Source organism: Neobacillus ginsengisoli, assembly GCF_030813055.1.
On record NZ_JAUSTW010000001.1, the window covers coordinates 369673 to 391559 of the forward strand.

23 protein-coding genes, 1 pseudogene and 1 other annotated feature are annotated in these 21887 nt (G+C 37.5%); of the genes and pseudogenes, 20 read left to right on the top strand and 4 right to left on the bottom strand.

Annotated features, from left to right (window positions below):
* Window positions 1-15: 15 nt before the first annotated feature.
* The 15 genes and pseudogenes from J2S10_RS01915 (at window position 16) to J2S10_RS01985 (ending at window position 14123) form a co-directional block, all read left to right on the top strand.
* Window positions 16-366, top strand: a complete 351-nt coding sequence (locus J2S10_RS01915; RefSeq protein ID WP_307405114.1) for a diacylglycerol kinase family protein — start codon at window positions 16-18, stop codon at window positions 364-366.
* Between the two features lie 192 nt (window positions 367-558).
* On the top strand, window positions 559-960 hold the full coding sequence (locus tag J2S10_RS01920; protein ID WP_307404030.1) for a cytidine deaminase: 402 nt from the start codon (window positions 559-561) through the stop codon (window positions 958-960).
* The gene (era, locus tag J2S10_RS01925; RefSeq protein ID WP_307404031.1) at window positions 950-1873 is read left to right on the top strand and encodes a GTPase Era; all 924 of its coding nucleotides are present in this window, start codon (window positions 950-952) and stop codon (window positions 1871-1873) included. The genes J2S10_RS01920 and era overlap by 11 nt, the downstream gene beginning before the upstream one ends.
* Before the next feature lie 159 nt (window positions 1874-2032).
* A complete protein-coding gene (locus J2S10_RS01930) occupies window positions 2033-2176 on the top strand; it encodes a YqzL family protein (protein WP_307404032.1) in 144 nt (47 codons plus the stop codon).
* 33 nt (window positions 2177-2209) lie between these two features.
* Window positions 2210-2962, top strand: a complete 753-nt coding sequence (gene recO, locus J2S10_RS01935) for a DNA repair protein RecO (RefSeq protein ID WP_307404033.1) — start codon at window positions 2210-2212, stop codon at window positions 2960-2962.
* Window positions 2963-3012: 50 nt separating this feature from the next.
* Window positions 3013-3196 (top strand) — a binding site (T-box leader).
* A 145-nt stretch (window positions 3197-3341) separates the two neighbouring features.
* Window positions 3342-4724, top strand: a complete 1383-nt coding sequence (locus J2S10_RS01940) for a glycine--tRNA ligase (RefSeq protein WP_307404034.1) — start codon at window positions 3342-3344, stop codon at window positions 4722-4724.
* A 140-nt stretch (window positions 4725-4864) separates the two neighbouring features.
* On the top strand, window positions 4865-5497 hold the full coding sequence (locus J2S10_RS01945) for a helix-turn-helix transcriptional regulator (protein WP_307404035.1): 633 nt from the start codon (window positions 4865-4867) through the stop codon (window positions 5495-5497).
* 31 nt (window positions 5498-5528) lie between these two features.
* Window positions 5529-6338: a pyruvate, water dikinase regulatory protein gene (locus J2S10_RS01950; RefSeq protein WP_307404036.1), complete on the top strand. Its 810-nt coding sequence runs from the start codon at window positions 5529-5531 to the stop codon at window positions 6336-6338.
* A 235-nt stretch (window positions 6339-6573) separates the two neighbouring features.
* Window positions 6574-7046, top strand: a pseudogene (locus tag J2S10_RS01955) (YaiI/YqxD family protein).
* A 43-nt stretch (window positions 7047-7089) separates the two neighbouring features.
* A complete protein-coding gene (gene dnaG, locus J2S10_RS01960) occupies window positions 7090-8898 on the top strand; it encodes a DNA primase (RefSeq protein ID WP_307404037.1) in 1809 nt (602 codons plus the stop codon).
* A gap of 33 nt (window positions 8899-8931) precedes the next feature.
* Window positions 8932-10062, top strand: coding sequence for an RNA polymerase sigma factor RpoD (gene rpoD / locus J2S10_RS01965; RefSeq protein ID WP_307404038.1), 1131 nt, complete (start codon window positions 8932-8934; stop codon window positions 10060-10062).
* A gap of 415 nt (window positions 10063-10477) precedes the next feature.
* Complete coding sequence (locus tag J2S10_RS01970; RefSeq protein ID WP_307404039.1) at window positions 10478-11617, top strand: acyl-CoA dehydrogenase family protein; 1140 nt, start codon at window positions 10478-10480, stop codon at window positions 11615-11617.
* 192 nt (window positions 11618-11809) lie between these two features.
* On the top strand, window positions 11810-12178 hold the full coding sequence (gene cccA, locus J2S10_RS01975; protein WP_307404040.1) for a cytochrome c550: 369 nt from the start codon (window positions 11810-11812) through the stop codon (window positions 12176-12178).
* 120 nt (window positions 12179-12298) lie between these two features.
* Window positions 12299-13030: a tRNA (adenine(22)-N(1))-methyltransferase gene (locus J2S10_RS01980; protein ID WP_307404041.1), complete on the top strand. Its 732-nt coding sequence runs from the start codon at window positions 12299-12301 to the stop codon at window positions 13028-13030.
* Window positions 13005-14123 carry a Nif3-like dinuclear metal center hexameric protein gene (locus J2S10_RS01985; protein ID WP_307404042.1) on the top strand — a complete coding sequence of 373 codons (1119 nt, stop codon included), beginning with the start codon at window positions 13005-13007 and terminating at the stop codon, window positions 14121-14123. The genes J2S10_RS01980 and J2S10_RS01985 overlap by 26 nt, the downstream gene beginning before the upstream one ends.
* Window positions 14124-14146: 23 nt before the next feature.
* Here J2S10_RS01985 and J2S10_RS01990 read toward each other — a convergent pair whose 3' ends face one another.
* Window positions 14147-15085, bottom strand: a complete 939-nt coding sequence (locus J2S10_RS01990; RefSeq protein WP_307404043.1) for a 4-hydroxy-3-methylbut-2-enyl diphosphate reductase — start codon at window positions 15083-15085, stop codon at window positions 14147-14149.
* 141 nt (window positions 15086-15226) lie between these two features.
* Window positions 15227-15886 carry a VrrA/YqfQ family protein gene (gene vrrA, locus J2S10_RS01995; RefSeq protein WP_307404044.1) on the bottom strand — a complete coding sequence of 220 codons (660 nt, stop codon included), beginning with the start codon at window positions 15884-15886 and terminating at the stop codon, window positions 15227-15229.
* Window positions 15887-16150: 264 nt separating this feature from the next.
* Between vrrA and J2S10_RS02000 the strand changes: the two genes are divergently transcribed.
* Both J2S10_RS02000 and J2S10_RS02005 read left to right on the top strand, forming a co-directional pair.
* The gene (locus tag J2S10_RS02000) at window positions 16151-17467 is read left to right on the top strand and encodes a DEAD/DEAH box helicase (RefSeq protein WP_307404045.1); all 1317 of its coding nucleotides are present in this window, start codon (window positions 16151-16153) and stop codon (window positions 17465-17467) included.
* A 21-nt stretch (window positions 17468-17488) separates the two neighbouring features.
* On the top strand, window positions 17489-18382 hold the full coding sequence (locus J2S10_RS02005) for a deoxyribonuclease IV (protein WP_307404046.1): 894 nt from the start codon (window positions 17489-17491) through the stop codon (window positions 18380-18382).
* A 43-nt stretch (window positions 18383-18425) separates the two neighbouring features.
* Here the strand turns inward: J2S10_RS02005 and J2S10_RS02010 are convergent, their stop codons facing one another.
* Window positions 18426-18683, bottom strand: coding sequence for a DUF2624 domain-containing protein (locus J2S10_RS02010; RefSeq protein WP_307404047.1), 258 nt, complete (start codon window positions 18681-18683; stop codon window positions 18426-18428).
* A 174-nt stretch (window positions 18684-18857) separates the two neighbouring features.
* On the opposite strand from J2S10_RS02010, the gene J2S10_RS02015 reads away from it, so the two are divergent.
* The 3 genes from J2S10_RS02015 to J2S10_RS02025 are packed head-to-tail and all read left to right on the top strand — an operon-like array spanning window position 18858 to window position 20903.
* Window positions 18858-19637, top strand: a complete 780-nt coding sequence (locus J2S10_RS02015) for a metal ABC transporter ATP-binding protein (RefSeq protein WP_307404048.1) — start codon at window positions 18858-18860, stop codon at window positions 19635-19637.
* Complete coding sequence (locus tag J2S10_RS02020) at window positions 19634-20479, top strand: metal ABC transporter permease (protein WP_307404049.1); 846 nt, start codon at window positions 19634-19636, stop codon at window positions 20477-20479. Before J2S10_RS02015 ends, J2S10_RS02020 begins: the two co-directional genes overlap by 4 nt.
* 10 nt (window positions 20480-20489) lie before the next feature.
* Window positions 20490-20903 (top strand): Fur family transcriptional regulator, encoded by a 414-nt coding sequence (locus J2S10_RS02025; RefSeq protein WP_307404050.1) that lies wholly within the window; start codon window positions 20490-20492, stop codon window positions 20901-20903.
* A gap of 61 nt (window positions 20904-20964) precedes the next feature.
* On the opposite strand, the gene J2S10_RS02030 is transcribed toward J2S10_RS02025, so the two are convergent.
* Window positions 20965-21573, bottom strand: a complete 609-nt coding sequence (locus tag J2S10_RS02030) for a superoxide dismutase (protein WP_307404051.1) — start codon at window positions 21571-21573, stop codon at window positions 20965-20967.
* Between the last annotated feature and the right edge of the window lie 314 nt (window positions 21574-21887).

Below are 21887 nucleotides of genomic sequence, written 5' to 3' on the forward strand. Positions count from 1 at the left end.
AAAGGCAATTCTTTGATGGCATCCTTCTCTTTTGCAATCAATGGCATCCGAACTGCGATCATGGCGGAAAGGAATATGAGGATTCATTTGGTTAGTTCTGTCATCGTTATTTGTTGTTCGATTTTTTTCTCAATATCCACGATTGAATGGCTTATTATCCTACTGGTGATTGGCGGCATATTTGCCTTAGAATTAGTAAATTCAGCAATTGAACGTGTAGTGGATCTTGTAACAGAGGAATACCTTTCTTTAGCGAAACAAGCAAAAGATTTGGCCGCCGGTGCGGTCTTTATCTATGCGATTGTTTCTATAGTGATTGGAATTGTTATTTTTTTGCCTTATATGTTAACAATACTTTCACGATAAAGGGGTTTTGGGGAATTTGAAAAGAGATTATCATTCCGTTAAAATGATTTATCAATAAGAATTATTAGTCAGTTTAATTTGTGAGAAAATTCTAAATTTTTTATTACATTTTTGCTACAAGTAATGTTTTTATCTGTTTTTTGAGGTAAAATATAGATAACAGCAGATACCTGCTGGAAGGGAAGAAGACGCTTGAACATTGATCAATTAATTGAAGAAGCAAAGATAGCAAGAGAAAAAGCTTATGTTCCATATTCTAAATTTGGAGTAGGAGCAGCTATTTTAACAAAAGACGGAAAAGTTTATCGAGGTTGTAACATAGAAAATGCAGCTTACAGTATGTGCAATTGTGCCGAAAGAACCGCTATTTTTAAAGCATATTCAGAAGGTGATCGAGATTTTCAACTGCTCGCAGTCGTTGCCGATACAGATCGCCCTTGCTCTCCGTGCGGTGCATGCCGCCAAGTAATTTCTGAATTATGCCCAAGAGACATGAAAGTCGTTTTAACAAATCTTAATGGAGATATTAAAGAAATGACTGTTGAAGAATTGTTGCCGGGGGCTTTTTCATCGGAGGATCTCCATGTTAAATAATTGGGATGAAAACAAGGGTTATAAGTCAGGATTTATTTCCATAATTGGTAGACCGAATGTAGGGAAATCGACATTTCTTAATCGGGTCATTGGCCAAAAAATCGCTATTATGAGTGATAAACCCCAAACTACACGCAATAAAATTCAAGGTGTTTTGACATTGGAAAATACACAAATGATTTTTATTGATACACCGGGTATTCATAAACCAAAACACAAATTGGGCGATTTTATGATGAAGGTTGCACAAAACACATTAAAAGAAGTGGATTTAATTTTATTTATGGTTAACGCAGAAGAAGGATTTGGACGCGGTGAAGAATTTATCCTTGAAAAATTCCAAACAGTTAACACGCCTATCTTTCTGGTTATCAATAAAATCGATCAAATACATCCGGATAATTTATTACCGATTATTGAATCATATAAAGAAAAATATCCTTTTAAAGAGGTTGTTCCTATATCGGCACTTGAAGGGAATAATGTTGATCGACTTTTGGAACAAATCAAAACTTACTTGCCGGAAGGACCGCAATATTATCCTGCTGACCAAGTTACCGATCATCCTGAAAGATTTATCATTACAGAGTTAATTAGGGAAAAAGCGCTTCATTTAACAAGGGAAGAAATTCCTCACTCTTTGGCGGTTGTTCTTGATAAAATTGAGCGACCGGAGGGTAAGGACATCATCAATGTGATGGCAACGGTCATTGTTGAAAGAGATTCACAGAAAGGAATTATTATCGGAAAGAAAGGCAGTATGCTAAAGGAAATAGGGATGCGTGCCCGAGTGGATATAGAAAATCTCCTAGGGTCAAAAGTATTCCTAGAACTTTGGGTTAAAGTCCAGAAAGATTGGCGAAATAAAATGTCCCAGCTGCGCGATTTCGGCTTTAATGAAGATGAATATTGATTAATAACCCTATCTAAAATATTACCTTATATATAAAAATATGCATGGACAACATTAACAAATTTTTCGTCTTATGATTTTGGAAAGACAGGCTATGATAATTGTAAGGTTTGGGATTTTTAAAAAGGCTAGTCTAAATAATGAAAGGTGGGGTTTTCGATGATGGATTTTACGTGGAAAGTATTTACCCAGACAGGGAATATTGACACATATCTTCTCTTTAAAGAGCTTGAGAAGGAAAACCAAGAAATACCCGGAAATCTGAATGAAGAGCTAGCACAAATAGATTTTCCAATTTCATAATAATGTCTTTAGCCTGCACAGGATGTGATTTAAATGCTTCAAAAATGTGAAGGCATCGTTATTAGAACAACAGATTATGGAGAAACCAATAAAATTGTTACTTTATATACACGGGAATGGGGGAAGATTGGCGTAATGGCACGGGGCGCTAAAAAGCCCAATAGCCGCCTCTCCTCCATTTCCCAGCTATTTACTCATGGGTATTATCTTGTACAAAAAGGAACAGGCCTGGGAAGTGTGCAGCAAGGGGAAATCATCACCTCCATGCGTTCTATTGGTGAAGACATCTTTTTAACGGCATATGCCAGCTATATTGTCGAATTAACGGATAAATGTACAGAGGAAAAAAAACCAAACCCTTTTCATTTTGAATTACTTTATCAAACATTAAATTACATGAATGAAGGCTTTGACCCTGATGTATTGATGAATATTTATGAAATGAAGATGCTAAATGTTTTGGGAATGTATCCAATATTAAATCAATGTTCCGTTTGCGGCAGTACAGACGGACTTTTTTCTTTTTCCATTAGAGAGGGTGGTATTATCTGTCATCGATGTCTCGATAAAGACCCATACCATTTGAAAATATCACAGGCAACTGTAAAACTATTACGGCTATTTTATTATTTTGATCTTTCAAGGTTAGGAAATATTTCAGTAAAACAAGAAACAAAGATTGAGTTAAAAAAAGTGATTTCAGCCTATTACGAAGAATATTCAGGTTTATATCTAAAAACAAAAAAATTTCTCAGTTCGATGGATCAATTTCGAAATCTTTTATAGATGACTTGTTGACAATTTTTTAAGTTTTCGTTAATATTTTTTTAATAAGAATAGTTGCAGTGACGGAAAATAGTACTTAGTAAATTCTATAAAAGCGAACCTAGGACGGTGTAAGCTAGGGTATAGGGAACTAAGGAAGGCATTCCTGAGCAATCATGTGTTTGTTTACACATTTTAAAGAGGCTGCACTTTGCAGCAAATAGGGTGGAACCGCGGGTAACTCTCGTCCCTATGCTTTATGAGCATAGGGATGGGAGTTTTTTTATTTAATAGCGGAAGCGCCTTCGGAACAAGCAAAGCTTGTTCCTGCGATGATTATTCTAAGGAGCTTTCCATAGTGGTCAGCCCCGATATATTTTTTTAAAAGGAGCGAATTACAATGAAGGTAACAATGGAGCAAATAGTTTCACATGCAAAACACAGAGGCTTTATTTTTCCAGGTTCAGAAATTTACGGCGGTCTTGCAAACACATGGGATTATGGCCCGTTAGGCGTTGAATTTAAAAATAATATTAAACAGGCTTGGTGGAAAAAATTTGTTCAGGAATCACCTTACAATGTAGGCTTGGATGCCAGCATCTTAATGAATCCAAGAACATGGGAAGCTTCCGGACATATCGGAAATTTTAATGACCCGATGATTGATTGTAAAAATTGTAAAGCACGTCATCGTGCTGATAAATTAATTGAAAATGCTCTTGAGGAAAAGGGCATTGAGATGATTGTCGATGGATTGCCATTTGAAAAAATGGAGGAATTAGTAAAAGAGCATAATATTGCTTGTCCGGACTGCGGAAGTCATGATTTCACCGGCATTCGCCAATTTAATTTAATGTTTAAAACATTTCAAGGTGTAACAGAAACAAGCACGAATGAAATCTTCCTTCGTCCTGAAACCGCCCAAGGTATTTTTGTTAATTTTAAGAATGTACAGCGTACGATGAGAAAGAAATTACCATTTGGTATTGCACAAATTGGAAAAAGCTTTCGTAACGAAATTACTCCGGGTAATTTTACTTTCCGTACAAGAGAATTCGAACAAATGGAATTAGAATTTTTCTGTAAACCAGGTGAGGAATTGGAATGGTTCAATTATTGGAAGCAATTTGCTGAAAAATGGCTGCTTTCATTAGGTCTTAATCGTGAAAATTTAAGACTTCGTGACCATTCTGAAGATGAACTATCTCACTACAGCAATGCTACTACCGATTTTGAATTTAAATTCCCGTTTGGATGGGGAGAGTTATGGGGTGTTGCATCAAGAACAGATTATGATTTGAAGCAGCATATGCAATTTTCCGGTGAAGACTTTAATTACCTTGATCCGGAAACAAATGAAAGATATATCCCATACTGTATTGAGCCATCATTGGGAGCAGACCGGGTAACTTTAGCATTCTTGATCGATGCCTATGACGAAGAGCAACTGGAGGATGGAACATGCAGAACGGTTATGCATTTCCACCCTGCATTAGCACCATTCAAGGCTGCAGTGCTTCCATTATCAAAGAAATTGTCCGATGAAGCTAGAGAGGTATTCGGTGAATTGTCGAAGCATTTCTTGGTCGATTATGATGAAGCGGGTTCTATCGGTAAACGGTATCGCCGCCATGATGAAATAGGTACTCCGTTCTGTATTACGTATGATTTTGATTCCAAGGAAGACAAAATGGTAACCGTTCGTGATCGGGACACGATGGAACAAAAACGAATCCCAATCGCAGATCTTGTTAGCTTTATTCAAGAGAAGATTATCTTTTAAGAAAAAGGTGCGGAAAATTCCGCACCTTTTTCTTTAGCGAAGCTCCGCCTCTTTTCCGCAAAAAATAATTAGTATATAATATTGCTATTAAAGTATAACGTTTTCACACGTGTAGGGTCTATACATAAAGGTATGATAAGGTGGTGAGGACAATAGAACTGACTAAGCGCCAGGAACTAATTTTGCAAATCGTTAAGGACAATGGTCCGATAACAGGTGAGCATATTGCAGATCAGTTAAGCTTAACTCGGGCTACGCTCAGACCCGATTTGGCGATATTAACGATGGCAGGCTATTTAGACGCAAGACCAAGGGTGGGGTATTTCTATACAGGAAAATCCGGGGCACAGCTTTTAACTGAAAATCTGCAAAAAATATATGTGAAAGATTACCAATCCATTCCTGTAGTGGTTAATGAAAATGTTTCGGTTTATGACGCTATTTGTACAATGTTCCTTGAAGATGTGGGAACATTATTTGTTGTAGACCAGCATTCCTTTTTAGTTGGGGTTTTATCACGTAAGGATTTGCTAAGAGCAAGTATTGGCAAACAAGAGCTTACGACTATTCCTGTCAATATTATTATGACAAGGATGCCGAATATTACCATGTGTGAAAGGGAAGATCTTTTAATCGATATTGCAAAAAAATTAATAGATAAACAGATTGATGCCTTACCGATCGTGAGAAAGGCAGATAAAGGGTATGAAGTGCTCGGCAGAATTACCAAAACGAACATTACAAAAGCCTTTGTTGCACTTGGAGATGAGTAATTAAATGTTTTAAAGGAGTTGTTAAGGGAGAATGAGTTTGCCGATTATTTATGTCGTATCTGATTCAGTAGGTGAAACTGCTGAACTAGTGACAAAAGCAGCAATTAGTCAGTTTAATGGTTCAGGAATGACATTAAAAAGGTTTCCATATGTTGAAGATAAAGAACACATTGATGAAGTATTATCACTTGTTACCATGGACAAGGCAATGGTGGCATATACACTGGTAAAACCCGAAATGCGGGAATACATGAAAGAACAGGCAATTCAAGAGGGGATTCATGCGGTGGATTTAATTGGTCCTGTAATGGACCAAATTCAAATCTACAGCGGGAAAACACCTTTATGTGAGCCGGGTCTCGTTCGAAAGCTGGATGAAGATTATTTTAAAAAAGTGGAAGCAATTGAATTTGCGGTAAAATATGATGATGGGCGCGATCCAAGGGGGATTTTAAAAGCAGATATTGTTTTAATAGGTGTATCAAGAACATCTAAAACACCATTATCACAATACCTTGCCCATAAACGTTTAAAAGTTGCCAACGTGCCTCTCGTACCTGAAGTGGACCCGCCGGAAGAACTATACAAGGTACAATTAGAAAAATGTTTCGGTTTGAAAATTAGCCCTGAAAAATTAAATAATATTAGACGCGAACGATTAATATCATTGGGGCTAAATGATAAAGCCAGTTATGCAAACATTGAACGAATTAAAGAAGAATTAACCTTCTTTGATAAAGTGGTAAGTAAAATTAATTGTCCCGTTATTGACGTAACGAATAAAGCGGTAGAAGAAACTGCAAATGTTATTCTAAACTTCATTCAAAAAAGAAGAGCTTAGCACATAATCATTGGATTATGTGTTTTCTTTTTTTTGAAAAAAGTTATAGCAAAATTAAAATGAATATACTATAATAAAAAATTGTGATAAAAATGAATCTTTTAGGTTTAGACTTGCATGTGAACGAATAAACTATTTATTGTTAGATGTCAAGGAAACCTATTGAAAAAAATTCGACATAAATCCTTTTCATAAAAGTTAGCGGTTAAAGAAGGAATATGTGGAGTGATGTAGAATTAATACTTATATTAAAGGCATTCCGACTATTTTTGTCGATGCAGACTCCTGCCTGGTGAAAGAGGAGATTGTCGAAATTGCTTCCGAATCTTCCATTAAAGTTCTATTTGTCGCTTCCTACGATCATCATGTAAGTAAGGAGAATACATATGTAACTTGGAAATATGTTGATTCGAGGAAGGAAGCTGCGGACATGTTCATTATGAACCATACCGGAATGGAGATATTGTTATTACACAAGATATTGGACTTGCTTCTACCTTATTGCCTAAGGGTGTTCATGTTTTATCTCCAAGGGGGATTGTATTTGAGGAAAACGGAATTCAAACTGCCCTTGATTTGCGCCATTTAAATGCCAAAGCGAGAAAAAGAGGCGTTTATGGAAAAGGACCAAAACCCTATCATTCTGAAGATCGGGCAAGATTTATAACGGCATTAACAAAAATTTTGTCGAAATTTGAAGGAATTTAGAAATTTTTATCGAATACCTGTTAGTACAATTGGAGTTGTTTTCATGGCAGACCGTATTGCCGAAGAAAAAATCAATCAAATTCGTCAGGCTGTTGATATCGTCGAAATAATCAGCGATTATGTTCAACTGAAAAAACAGGGGCGAAATTACTTCGGATTATGTCCTTTCCATGGAGAAAATACCCCATCATTTTCAGTATCATCCGATAAACAGATTTTCCATTGCTTTGGTTGCGGTGCAGGCGGAAATGCTTTTTCATTCTTAATGGAGCTCGAGGGAATTTCATTCCAGGAAGCTGCCATTAAACTGGCTGCCAGGGCAAATATTGATCTTCAAATGGATTTTTCCACGGTTGGTAAAGAAAAAACGGTTTCCAAAGAGCTTCAAACCATGCTTGATGCTCATGAGCTTTTACGTAAATTTTACCACCACTTATTGGTAAATACAAAAGAAGGTCAACATGCCTTAGAGTATCTGCTTGAAAGAGGTTTTACTCGGGAATCAATTGATAAGTTTCAAATCGGCTATTCATTGAATTCATGGGATTTTGTATGCAAGTTTCTTTTAAAAAGGGAATTTGCACCTGAATGGATTGAAAAAGCGGGATTAATTATCAAGCGTGAAAAGGATGGGACCTATTTCGACCGATTCAGGGATCGAATCATGTTTCCGATTTTTGATCGAAATGGAAATACGATTGCATTTTCAGGGAGATCCCTAGGGGCCGAAGAGCCCAAATATTTAAACAGTCCCGAAACAGCAATCTTTAATAAAAGCAAAATTTTATACAATTTTCATTTAGCTAAGCCACATATTCGAAAAGTACAGCAAGCAATTTTGTTTGAGGGGTTCGCCGATGTAATTGCTGCAGACCGGTCCGGAGTGGAAAATGGTATTGCTACGATGGGGACATCATTAACAGAAGAGCATATAACCCTTTTAAGGCAAAATGTTCAATCCGTAATCATTTGTTACGATTCCGATAAAGCCGGGATTGAAGCTGCATATCGTGCAGGAAATCTTTTAACCGATGCAGATTTTCAATTGAAAGTGGCGATGATGCCTGATGGCAAGGATCCAGATGAATACATCAAATTATATGGTCCTGAAAAATTCCGCAATGAAGTAATTGGTGCCAGTTTAACCTGGATGTCTTTCAAATTTCTATATTTTCGCAGAGGAAAAAACCTTCAGCTAGAAGGAGATCGCCTTGCGTATATAGAAGACATACTTAAAGAAATCAGCAAGTTGACAAAAGCTGTTGAAAAAGACCATTATCTAAGACAGCTTGCGTCTGAATTTTCGCTTTCATTGGATGCGTTAAAACAGCAGCAAAAACAGATTTTCTTTGCTGACAAAAGGAAATCCAATGGGAAAAGTCAAACGGTAAATAAACCTTTGCAAAATTTTAAGCAAGTGAATGAATTAAAGCCTGCTCATTATACTGCTGAGAGGCGTTTAATTGCCCATATGCTAAAAAACCGCGATGTTGCATATAAGGTGCAGGATTTATTGAAAGGAAATACGTTTAATGTTGATGAACATCAGGCAATAATAACTTATCTGTTTGGATTTTATGAGGATCATTTGAATCCTGACTCAAGCGCATTTTTAACCTATATTCAAGATGATAATCTTAGAAGAATGGTTGCCGATATTGAAATGATGTCCATTAATGATGAACTGAGCAACCAAGAATTAACTGATTATATCAAACAGGTGTTGAATTATCAAAAATTGTTAAAGATAAAAGAAAAAGAAGTGGAAGAAAAAGAAGCAGAACGACAAAAGGATTATTCTAAAGCTGCTGCAATTGCAATGGAAATCCTTCAATTGCGTAAATCTTTATAGATTGTTTCTTTTATTTTGGAAGGAGGGGGACCTATGGCTGCTGAAAAATCAGCCCGTTCAAAAGAGGCCGAGAATGAATTGACCTTTGAACAAGTGAAAGACCAGTTAACAGAACTGGGTAAAAAAGTCGGCGTCCTTGCCTATGATGATGTTGCTGAGAAATTAGCTAATTTTGATTTAGAATCTGAGCAAATGGATGAATTTTTAGAATTCCTGGGAGATCAAGGAATTGAATTGGTTGGAGAAAATGAAGACGAAGATCCTGACATCAAAAAATTATCAAAAGAAGATGACGATGAATTTGATCTAAATGATCTTAGCGTTCCTCCGGGAGTTAAAATCAACGATCCGGTTCGTATGTATTTAAAAGAAATTGGCCGAGTTGATTTGCTTTCTGCTGAAGAGGAAATTAAATTGGCAAACAGAATTGAAGAAGGGGACGAAGAGGCAAAGCGACGTCTTGCTGAAGCAAACCTTCGCCTTGTAGTAAGTATTGCGAAGCGGTATGTTGGCCGTGGCATGTTATTTCTTGATCTCATTCAAGAAGGAAATATGGGTCTCATTAAAGCCGTAGAAAAGTTTGATTACCGCAAAGGGTTTAAATTTAGTACCTATGCTACATGGTGGATTCGCCAGGCGATCACAAGGGCAATCGCTGACCAGGCAAGAACCATCCGTATTCCTGTGCATATGGTCGAAACAATTAATAAGCTGATACGAGTGCAGCGGCAATTACTTCAGGACCTTGGCCGCGAACCAACACCGGAAGAAATCGGTGAAGATATGGATTTAACACCTGATAAGGTGAGAGAAATTTTAAAAATCGCACAAGAGCCGGTATCTCTTGAAACACCAATTGGTGAGGAAGATGATTCCCATCTTGGAGATTTCATTGAAGACCAGGATGCAACATCTCCTTCAGAGCATGCCGCTTATGAATTATTAAAAGAACAGCTTGAAGATGTTCTGGACACATTAACAGACCGGGAAGAAAATGTTCTCCGTTTACGCTTTGGTTTAGACGATGGACGTACGCGTACCCTTGAAGAAGTAGGTAAGGTTTTTGGGGTTACACGTGAACGGATCCGCCAAATAGAAGCAAAAGCGTTACGTAAGCTTCGCCACCCAAGCCGCAGTAAACGGCTTAAAGACTTTTTAGAATAAAATATAAAATATATCCAATAGTTTACTTCTTTAAAGGAGTAAGCTATTTTTTTTGTTCCACTGGGCTAAGAATGTAAGCTGTATATGAAAACGCTTTTTGTATTTGTCATTTATTTTACTGAATTGTCTTGCATTTTGCAAATAGGCTTCCAAAATCTTTTCCGTATTAAATGGTTTGAATTTTTGTGAAATAGGATTTCAATCAATAATAATAAAGGTGTTTTATTGAAAAATACCATTTGGTAACAACTAATTAAAGTAGAAATGACATTAGATTGTGATTAAAAACATTCTTATTTTTGTTATATTTACATAATATTGTATTTTATATAAATTTTAAATCTTGAGAAAATAATGCAATTCCTTTTATAATAATAATGAAAGCGCATACAAAGATTGCTTGAGGAGGATAAAAATGAATTTTGATCTAACTTCTGAACAAGAAATGATAAAACGGACCATGCGAGAGTTTGCTGATGAAGAAGTCGCACCCAGTGCAGTGGAACGTGACCGAAATAAACAATTTCCTTTAGCGATATTTAAAAAGCTTGCAGAAATGGGCATAATGGGACTTCCTTTCCCGGAAGACTACGGCGGTGGAGGCGCAGACACAGTTAGCTTTGCGATTGTTACTGAAGAACTTAGCCGCGCTTGCGGTTCGACTGGAATTACGTATTCAGCTCATATTTCATTAGGTGGAGCCCCAATTAATTTGTTTGGCTCAAAGGAGCAAAAAATTAAATATTTAACGCCAATTTGTACAGGTGAGTCATTTGGGGCCTTTGGGTTAACAGAACCAAATGCAGGGTCCGATGCGGGTGAGACAAGAACATCCGCAAAAGAAGAAAACGGTGAATTTATCATTAACGGCAATAAATGTTTTATTACAAACGCAAGTTTCGCCAACCATTTAGCTCTTACAGCGGTGACCGATATTAGGGATGGGAAAAAGGAAATAAGTGCTATTATTGTGCCAACAAACGTTAAAGGGTTTACTGTTATTGATAATTACGAAAAAATGGGCTTAAATTCCTCCAATACAACTGAGCTTGTGTTAGAGGATGTCAGAGTGCCAGTTGATCATTTATTAGGAAAGCGTGGAGAGGGCTTTAAGCAATTTTTAATGACGCTTGATGGCGGACGTATCGGTATAGGTGCAATGGCGGTAGGAATAGCTCAAGGAGCTTATGATAAGGCTCTTCATTATGCAAAGGAAAGAAAACAATTCGGTAAATCAATCTCTTCTTTCCAAGCAATTCAGTTCAAGCTTGCTGATATGGCGATGAAAATAGAATTGGCGCGAAATATGGTTTATAAGGCAGCCTGGCTAAAGGACAAGGGAAAACCGTTTTCCAAAGAAGCAGCGATATGTAAACTATATGCATCAGAAATTTGTATGGAAGTGACCAATCAGGCGGTGCAAATTCACGGAGGATACGGCTATATGAGGGAGTACCATGTCGAAAGAATGATGCGGGACGCTAAATTGTTAGAAATTGGTGAAGGGACTTCCGAGGTTCAAAGAATGGTAATCGCAAGAATTATTGGTTGTTAAAAAGAAAATAGGGAAAATTAACAAGAGGTTGCAGTTGATAAATTCATATCTCAGCCTCTTTTATTTTTTTTACAAAGTTTTTGGACAAAGTAAGTTTAGGTCTTTTCCTTCTGTCGATTTTCAAGTAAAATAGTAGTTGTTTGTAAAGGTTCTATAATTTAACAGATGTACTTACATAAGGGAGGTTATAGTATGAATAAAAATCCTGTCATTCCTTTCGTACTTATTATGGTTTTTGGAATCGGTCTAATGTTCTTTCTGTCCTTCAAAGGCCTCGGTGATGCGAAAGAGGTAGCTAAGGATAAAGGCGGCACCAGCACTGCAAAAACGGAAACGGTTGCATCAGCTAATCCGGAGGACATTTATAAATCCACTTGTATTGGCTGTCACGGCGATCAGTATCAAGGGGTTGTAGGACCATCCTTGCATGGTGTTGGTAAAAAGTTTACCAAGGATCAAATTAAAGGCTTCATTACCAAAGGAAAAGGCAATATGCCTCCAGGTCTTGTACCAGAGGCACAAGCAGATGCAATGGCAGCATGGGTATCGAAAATTCAATAATTTGCATATAATAAAAATGGTCCTTTGCAACTGTAAAGGACTTTTTTTATACTATAATGAATGAACAATTATCATTATGATGAGTAGAAGGACTATACATAAAAGCGTGGTGGGGATTTTTTGAATACTGATAAATTATCGTTTCGTTTGGCAACGGTTGCCAACTATGTTCCTAAGAATGCAAAACTAGCTGATATTGGCTCTGACCATGCGTATTTGCCATGTTATCTGGCAAAGAATGCGGGATTACCATTTGCTATCGCAGGTGAAGTAGCAGCTGGTCCTTTTCAGTCCGCTGAAAGAAATGTGTTGTCAGAAGGTTTATCTGAAATTATTTCTGTACGAATGGGTGACGGCTTAGATGTCCTGAAGCACGAAGAGGTAGATTGCATCACGATTGCCGGAATGGGCGGTGCATTAATCGCCGGCATTTTAGAAAGAGGTAAGGATAAGCTTCATTCTGTTAAACGGCTTGTGCTTCAGCCAAATATAAGTGCGATTTCAATCCGAAAATGGTTTTTAGAAAACGACTGGGAGCTTATCGCTGAAGAAATCATTGAAGAAGATGAAAAAATCTACGAAATTTTAGTAGCTGAAAAAGGGGAGCCCGGTAAGCCTTATATCCTAGCAAAGAAGGAACAGGGACTTTTATTAGGACCGTTTTTAGTTCAAAGTCAAAATCAAATCTTTAAGAAAAAATGGCTCTTGGAAATAAAAAATTGGCAACGTATTGTTTCACAACTTGAAGGTGCCGCCCAAACGACAGAAACAAACCAAAAAAAGCAGGAGATTCTGGATAAAATAAAGCTGGTAGAGGAGGCGCTAAATGGTGAAGAAAGCGAACGGTCATGAAATCATTCAGTTGTTTGAACAGTTTTCTCCAAAAGGTTTGGCAATGGAAGGGGACAAGATCGGCTTACAAATAGGCCGCCTAAACAAAAAGATTGACAGGATCATGATTGCACTTGATGTATTAGAAGAAGTAATCGACGAGGCAATTGAAAAAAATGTTCAACTCATCATTGCTCATCATCCGCCAATCTTTCGACCGTTAAAAAACGTGATCACAGATACGGTACAGGGCAGAATGATTGAGAAATTACTAAAACATGATATTTCAGTTTATGCCGCCCATACAAACCTTGATGTTGCCAAGGGCGGGGTCAATGATTTACTTGCTGATGCACTTGGCATAGAAAACACGGAGGTCCTGGTACCGACTTATGAAACGGAGCTCAAGAAAATTGTCGTTTTCGTTCCTGCCACTCATAGTGAAGAGATTAGACAAGTATTAGGAAATGCAGGAGCAGGATCTATCGGTAATTATAGCCATTGTTCTTTTTCAACAGGTGGAACGGGAAGATTTACCCCCAGAGAAAATACCAATCCATACATCGGACATCCAGGACAGTTAGAAGCTGTCGAGGAAGTTCGAATTGAGACAATTATTCCTGAAGCCTTACTAAAAAAGACAATAAGTGCCATGGTTAAAGCACACCCCTATGAGGAAGTAGCATATGATGTGTACCCTGTTGAAAATAAAGGGGAAATTCTTGGTCTTGGCAGAATAGGGACAATCCAAGCAGTGACATTAGGGGAATTTGCTGAAAAAGTTAAAACAGCTCTTGAGGTTGATAAAATTAGAGTAGTCGGCGATCTAACCTCTATAGTAAAAAAAGTGGCTGTTTTAGGCGGGGATGGTAATAAATATTTCACTCAGGCAAAATTTAAAGGAGCTGATGTGTACGTCACAGGGGATATTTATTATCACACAGCACATGACGCAATGATGGAAGGGCTGAATATGATTGATCCCGGTCATAATGTTGAAAAGGTCATGAAAAAAGGACTTTCAGCTACACTAAAAAAAATGTGCCTGGAATCCGGATATGAAGTAGAGATCTTTCCTTCAGAAGTTAATACAGATCCCTTTCAATTTGTATAAAAAAACCGGTCATCGACCGGTTTTTAATTTTTTACTTTTGGCAGGATTTTATTTAAGGGAACATTTTTTCTGCGTTCCCATGTTCCTTCATTATTTGGGTCGAATTGTTCGAGGAAGGTAATAACTTCTTTTGTAATTGGTGTAGGTGTAGAGGCACCTGCTGTTACAGCAACATTTTTTGCATCTTTTATCCAGTCGATTTCTAATTCAGTAATATCTGCAATTCGATATGCTTTTGTTCCGGCAATTTCTTCTGAAACTTGTGCTAATCGATTGGAATTATTACTTTTCGGATCCCCGACAACAATCGTCACATCTGCTTCCGTTGCTTGTTGTGCAACTGCTTCCTGCCGGATTTGGGTTGCATGGCAAATTTCATTAAAAACTTCAACATGCGGATATTTTTCTTGAACCTTCTTCATCGTATCTGAAACATCCCATTGACTCATAGTTGTTTGGTTGGTGACTATAAGCTTTTCAGCATCAATTTTCAATGCTTCAACGTCAGCGGGAGTTTCCACGAGATGGACAGCACCCGGTGCTACACCGACTGCGCCTTCAGGTTCCGGATGCCCCTTTTTACCGATATAAATAATTTGATATCCTTGTTGTGCTTTTTCGTTAATGATGTCATGGGTCCTTGTTACATCAGGGCAGGTTGCATCAATGGTCACAAGCCCTTTTTGCTTTGCAAGCTCCCGAACTTCAGGTGAAATACCATGAGCAGTAAAAATAACCGTTCCCGAGTCAACTTTTTCAAGTATCTCCTTTCTATTGCTTCCGTCAAGTGTAATAATCCCCTCTTCAGCAAAGGCATCGGTAACATGTTTATTGTGAACAATCATCCCTAAGATATAGATAGGGCGAGGTAATGATTTATCTAATGCGGCATTTCTTGCGACGACCATAGCATCGACAACACCGTAACAGTAACCGCGTGGTGAAATTTTAATAATTTGCATATTCATGAGTCCTCCATAAGAACAAATACTTATAGTCTATGTATTAATTATATAAAACTAATAGAAATAATACAAAGATACATTTTTTCCTTTATTTTTAAAATATAAAAGAATGCTGTCACCAGCATCCTCCATGAGTTATTAAATATATAGTTTTGGAACTGAAGAACCTTTCCGTTTACCGGATGCTTCTTCACCGGCAGTTTTTTTTCTTTTTTCAGTCTGCTTATTTTTTGAAGAATGTTTTTCTGTTTCATCTTTTACAGAGGTCTCAGCTACTGTTTCTGTTTTCTTGGCGCTTGCATTCGCTGTTTCCTCTGTGCTGTCAGGAGCATTTTTTAAGCCTCGGTATAATTTCCACATCGCTGGAAGATTTTTTACAATAGGACCATATTGTTGAATCATAGGACCAATGGATTGAGCTGTTTTTAATACTTGTTGGGTATTGTTTAGCATACTGGTAATGCCACCGGGATTACTCAAAGATTTTAGTAATCCGCCACCGCTACCCGTAGCTGCTCTGCCTGCCCCTTGCATGGCTCCTACTCCTCTTACACCGGCGGCTTGATTTCCCCTTCCAAGAAGTTTTGAAAGTAAACCACCGCCGCCTCTTCCCATTTGACCGGGTCCACCCATCATTGGGTTTCTTCCCCCGAACATATTGGAACCGGGCCCCATCATTTGATTTCTGCCCCCGAACGGATTCATCATTTGTCCTCTTCCTCCAAATGGATTCGGACCAGGCCCCATCATTTGCGGCCCCATTCCACCCTGCATAGGGAATCTTGGTCTTGGCTGCATATTTCTAGCCTCCTTTCGATTAGACCTCATGCTTTAAAGTATGCATTTACCCTTTTTTGGTTTAGGTCTTCTACACAGGACGAAGACTAAATTTTAATGATTAAAAGTTGCCGGAAAGTAAAAGATGATAATAAAAGAATAGATGGGTGGAGATTTGTCTTAAACTTTTATATAATTACAGGATGGAAATAAATGTGGAAGCTCTTGTTAAAGGAAGAAAACCACTCCAAATACAGAAGATATTTAAAATTAAGGAGCAATTTCATGCAAGTAAATCGATTTGAGCGTTTTAAATTTCAACCTTTTATTATAGAAGCCATTAAAGAATTCGGTTTTTATGAGCCGACAGAAATTCAGGAGCGGATGATCCCATTAGTTTTAAAAAGGGAAAGTGCGATTGGTCAATCACAAACAGGAACGGGAAAAACGCTTGCTTTTGTCCTCCCCATTCTTGAAAAAATTGATCCAAAACGTCAGGAAGTACAAGCGGTGATCACTGCCCCGACAAGAGAATTGGCTTCACAAATTTATCACCAAATCTTAAAGGTGACAGAACATTGCAGCCCTGAAAAACAAATTATGACCAGGTGCTACATCGGAGGAACGGACAAGCAGCGGACAATTGAAAAATTAAAGGTACAACCACATGTTGTCGTAGGGACTCCCGGAAGAATTAAAGACCTCATGAATGATCAAGCACTTTTCATTCATACATCGGGAATCCTCGTTGTTGATGAAGCGGATATGATGCTGGATATGGGATTTATTGAAGATTTAGACCAGGTAGCTGCTAAAATGCCTGAAAATCTTCAAATGCTGGTTTTTTCTGCAACCATTCCTGAAAAACTAAAACCATTTCTTAAAAAGTATATGGAAAATCCAAAAACGATTCAGATTGAATCAAAAAGAAAAACTGCCGAAAATTTACAGCATTACCTTTTACCATCAAGGCATCGAAATAAAAAGCAGCTTGTGCACGACATGCTTCTCCATTACAATCCCTATTTGGCCATTGTGTTTACGAACACCAAAAAAATGGCGGAGGAAGTGGCTAACTTTTTAATTGCCAAAGGTTTAAAGGTAGGGCGGGTTCATGGGGATTTAAACCCTCGTGAACGAAGGAAAATGATGAAACAAATTCAGGACCTGGAATTTCAATATATTGTAGCCACCGATCTTGCCTCAAGAGGGATTGATATTGAAGGAGTCAGCCATATCATTAACTACGAATTACCGACTGACTTAGACTTTTACATCCATCGGGTAGGAAGAACGGCAAGAGCAGGAAATTCCGGTATTGCTCTCACGATCTATGATCTTTCCGATGAGGACGCATTAAATCGTTTGGAAAAGATGGGAATTCAATTTAAAACCGTAGATATCAAAAAAGAAGAATTTATTGAATTAGATGACCGAAATAGACGGAAAACACGTGTTAGACAAGAGGATGCGGCAGATAAAACAGCAAAATCGTTGGTTCGCAAACCGTCAAAAGTAAAACCTGGCTATAAAAAGAAAATGCAATGGGAAATGGATAAAATAAAAAAACGTCAAAGAAGAATCGATCAGAGAAAGAAATAATAAGAGAAGGGAGAGAGAGGTATGTTGAAAATTGGATCACATGTTTCCATGAGCGGAAAGAAAATGCTGCTAGCCGCCAGCGAGGAAGCAGTTTCATATGGTGCTAATACCTTCATGGTTTATACAGGTGCGCCTCAAAACACAAGAAGGAAAAAAATTGAGGACTTAAATATTGAAGCCGGAAGAAGGCATATGGAGGAGAATGGGATTTCAGAAATCATTGTCCATGCTCCCTATATCATTAATATCGGGAATACCGTCAATCCGGATACATTCGATTTGGGGGTTCGCTTCCTTCGGAGTGAAATCGAAAGGACTGAAGCAATTGGTGCCAAGCAAATTGTTCTTCATCCCGGTGCCCATGTAGGTGAAGGTACAGAAGCAGGTATTAAGAAAATCATTGAAGGGTTAAATGAAGTTTTAACCGGGAAAGAACAAGTACAAATCGCATTAGAAACTATGGCCGGAAAAGGCTCTGAGTGCGGTAATTCATTTGAGGAATTAGCGATGATCATGGATGGAGTAAACTATAGTGACAAGCTTTCCGTCTGTTTTGATACATGTCATACACATGATGCCGGTTATAATATTGTTGAGGATTTCGACGGGGTATTAAATGAATTTGATAAAATTATTGGCTTGGAAAAATTAAAGGTTTTGCATATTAATGACAGTAAAAATGCTGTCGGTATGAGAAAAGACCGTCATGAAAATATCGGATTTGGCCATATAGGCTTTAAGGCAATCAATTATATTGTACATCATCCACAGTTAGCTAATGTGCCAAAAATCCTTGAAACACCATATGTAGGAGAAGATAAAAACGATAAAAAGCCGCCATATAAGCATGAAATTGATATGCTTCGTGAACAAAAGTTCAATGACAATCTACTTGATTTAATTATGCAGGCATAATTAATAATTGGAAAAAGCTGTGCATTTCGCACAGCTTTTTCTTTCATGATTTTGTAAACTGCATAAATAATTTATTTACCTCACGAGCTGTTTCAGGACCTGCTGATTTGGCAATTTCTTTCACTAATGCGGCTTTTTGACTATCATCAAAAATATTTACATTCTTCCCTCTTAAATATTCGGCAATTTTATTTGCTTGTAATCGATTTAACGCAATGTTAAATTGTTTGGCATACTTAAGCAATTCATCCGCGGTTATTGTATTAATTTTATGATTAATGATGTTTTCAAAAATTTTCACCGTCATCACTCCTCCATCTTAATGTATGAAGGAGATGTTAGAATGTGACCAAATGATAAAATAAATTAGATTTTAAAATCCAAGTAAGACCATGAGACTTTACATAAAGAAGGAGCTATTGTATACTACATAAAGTTAAATCGGAATGATTCTTAAAATTAAAGGTGTGAGCTTATGACGTCACAATCAATTATAGATATTCAGCAAGTTTCCTATAGATATGAAAAGGATATTGTCCTTGAAAATATCAATCTCTCAATTCCGAATGGTTCCTTCTTAGCAATTGTTGGACCGAATGGATCAGGAAAATCGACACTATTAAAGTTAATTTTAGGGCTATTGAAGCCGCAAAAGGGTGAAATATTTTTATTTGGGCAGGAATTGAACAAATTTAAAGATTGGCAAATGGTTGGATATGTATCACAAAAAGCAAATTCATTTAACACAGGCTTCCCTGCGACAGTATTTGAAGTAGTTTCAAGCGGTTTAACTAAAAAGCTGGGAATGTTTCGATTTTTTAAAAAAGAACATAAACAAAAAGTATTGGAAGCTCTTGAAGCTGTTGGAATGAAAAAGTTTAGCAGCAGAAATATTGGAGAGCTCTCGGGCGGACAGCAGCAAAGAGTTTTTATTGCCCGTGCCCTTGTTAGCGAACCAAAGCTATTAATTCTTGATGAGCCGACAGTCGGGGTAGATGCAGAGAATGTCAATGCCTTTTATCAAATGCTTGCTGATTTAAATAAAAGCCGCGGCATTACCTTGTTATTAGTTACCCATGACATTGGAACTGTCTCCGATAAGGTTACACATGTTGCATGCTTAAATAAACATTTGCATTTTCATGGTGAAACGAAGGAATTTGAACATCTTAACGCGGAAGGAATGTCTGAATTTTATGGGCATGGGGTTCACATGCTTGCTCATCACCATGAACACGGAGGCGTTTTAAATTGATCCAGGGATTTTTTCATTATGAATTTTTACAAAATGCCTTCTTAACCGGGATTATGATTGGGATTCTGGCACCATTATTAGGCGTTTTTATCGTAGTCAGAAGATTGTCTTTAATTGCGGATGCATTAAGTCACGTCACCCTTGCAGGTATTGCAGCAAGCCTGTTAATTGAAAAAAATTTCGCGGTAATGGCCGGTTTAAATCCGCTTTATTTAGGGATGGCATTCTCTGTTGGTGGCTCTTTGTTTATTGAAAAACTTAGGGGAGTTTATAAGCACTATCAAGAATTGGCAATACCGATTATTTTATCAAGCGGAATAGGCCTGGGCGTTATTTTTATTTCACTTGCCAATGGCTTCAATACTGATTTGTTTAGCTATTTATTTGGCAGTGTTTCTGCCGTTAGCCGTACGGATCTATGGGTGATATTCACGATCAGTATTGCTGTCATCTTCGTAATATTTTTATTGTACAAAGAGCTTTTCTTGTTGTCATTTGATGAGGAGCATGCGAAAGCATCAGGAATTGCGGCCAAAAGCATTCATTTTATTTTTATTGTCATGGTTGCTCTTGTAATTGCTGCTTCGATGAGAATTGTTGGAATCCTTCTGGTATCCTCTTTAATGACTTTACCAGTGGCTGCAAGTATTCGGATTGCAAAAGGCTTTAAACAAACAATCCTTTTATCCATCATTTTTGGGGAAGTGTCCGTGCTTGGCGGTTTATTTACCGCGTATTATTTAAACCTGGCTCCCGGTGGAACCATTGTTATGATTGCAGTGGCTATTTTAATTATTGCCATTTTTTATAAAAAAATATCGATTAAAAACCAGGTTGAATAGGGGTGTTCATGTGAATGTAGATGAGGCCATTCAGTATTTAAAAGAAAAGGGCTTTAAACATACAGGAAAAAGAGAAGATATTCTCCAATTGTTTGCTGATAATGATAAATATCTAACGGCAAAAGATGTTTTAGATCAATTAAAGGATAACTATCCCGGGTTGAGCTTTGATACCATATATCGAAACCTTTCCCTATTTGTAAACATGGGGATATTGGAAATGACTGAATTATCTGGCGAAAAACATTTCCGAATTACATGTTCACGTCATAATCATCATCATCATTTTATTTGTCTTGATTGCGGTAAAACAAAAGAAATTGAAACTTGTCCGATGAACGGCTTAAGCGAAAATTTAAAAGGATATGATATTTCAGGACATAAATTTGAAATCTATGGACGTTGTCCGGAATGCACGATATAAAAGGTTAATTCATAAAAAAACGCCCAATGGGCGTTTTTTGGGTTTAATATCTTAAAGGGAATTATTTTGCTTGGTTATAGCGTTTTGAAACTTCATCCCAGTTCACAACATTCCAGAAAGTGGTGATGTAGTCCGGGCGTTTGTTTTGGAATTTTAAGTAATAAGCATGCTCCCAAACATCAAGGCCAAGGATAGGAGTTTTTCCTTCCATTAAAGGAGAGTCTTGGTTTGGTGTACTTGAAACTTCTAATTCGCCGTTGTTCACAGATAACCATGCCCAACCTGAGCCAAAACGGGTAGTTGCCGCTTTTGCAAACTCATCTTTGAAGCTTTCAAAGCTGCCAAATTTACTGCTGATAGCGTCTGCTAATTCACCTGTTGGTGCGCCGCCGCCATTTGGAGAAAGGATTTGCCAGAATAAAGAATGGTTCGCATGACCGCCGCCATTGTTACGGACTGCTGTACGAGCAGCTTCAGGAACGGCATCTAAGTTTGAAATGACTTCTTCAACAGATTTAGAAAGTAATTCTTCATTACCTGCTAATGCGTTGTTTAAGTTTGTCACATATGTGTTATGGTGTCTTGTGTGGTGAATATTCATAGTTTCTTTGTCAATGTGCGGTTCTAATGCGTCTTCTGCATAAGGTAATTGCGGTAATTCAAATGCCATTATAATTCCTCCTATGTATACCTTTTATTTTGGGCCTTAGTTAGTCTGAAAAATCGTAAAGATTTTTAGAATATTTCTAAAGCTTTGCAGCTTAAGAGTACCAAAATTAGTTAACGGTTTCAAATAAAATGCTTGATATACCACCATAAATACGATACCCCTTTAGGGGATTTTTATTCTTAAATATAACAATAAAAATCCGACAAAATAACTTTCGGAAATTTGACAAATTCTCCTACGCGGCATTCTGTCAACGATATTTGTCATAATCACCCGCCACTGCATCCAAAGAAGGCTAAACCTCTATTGACATG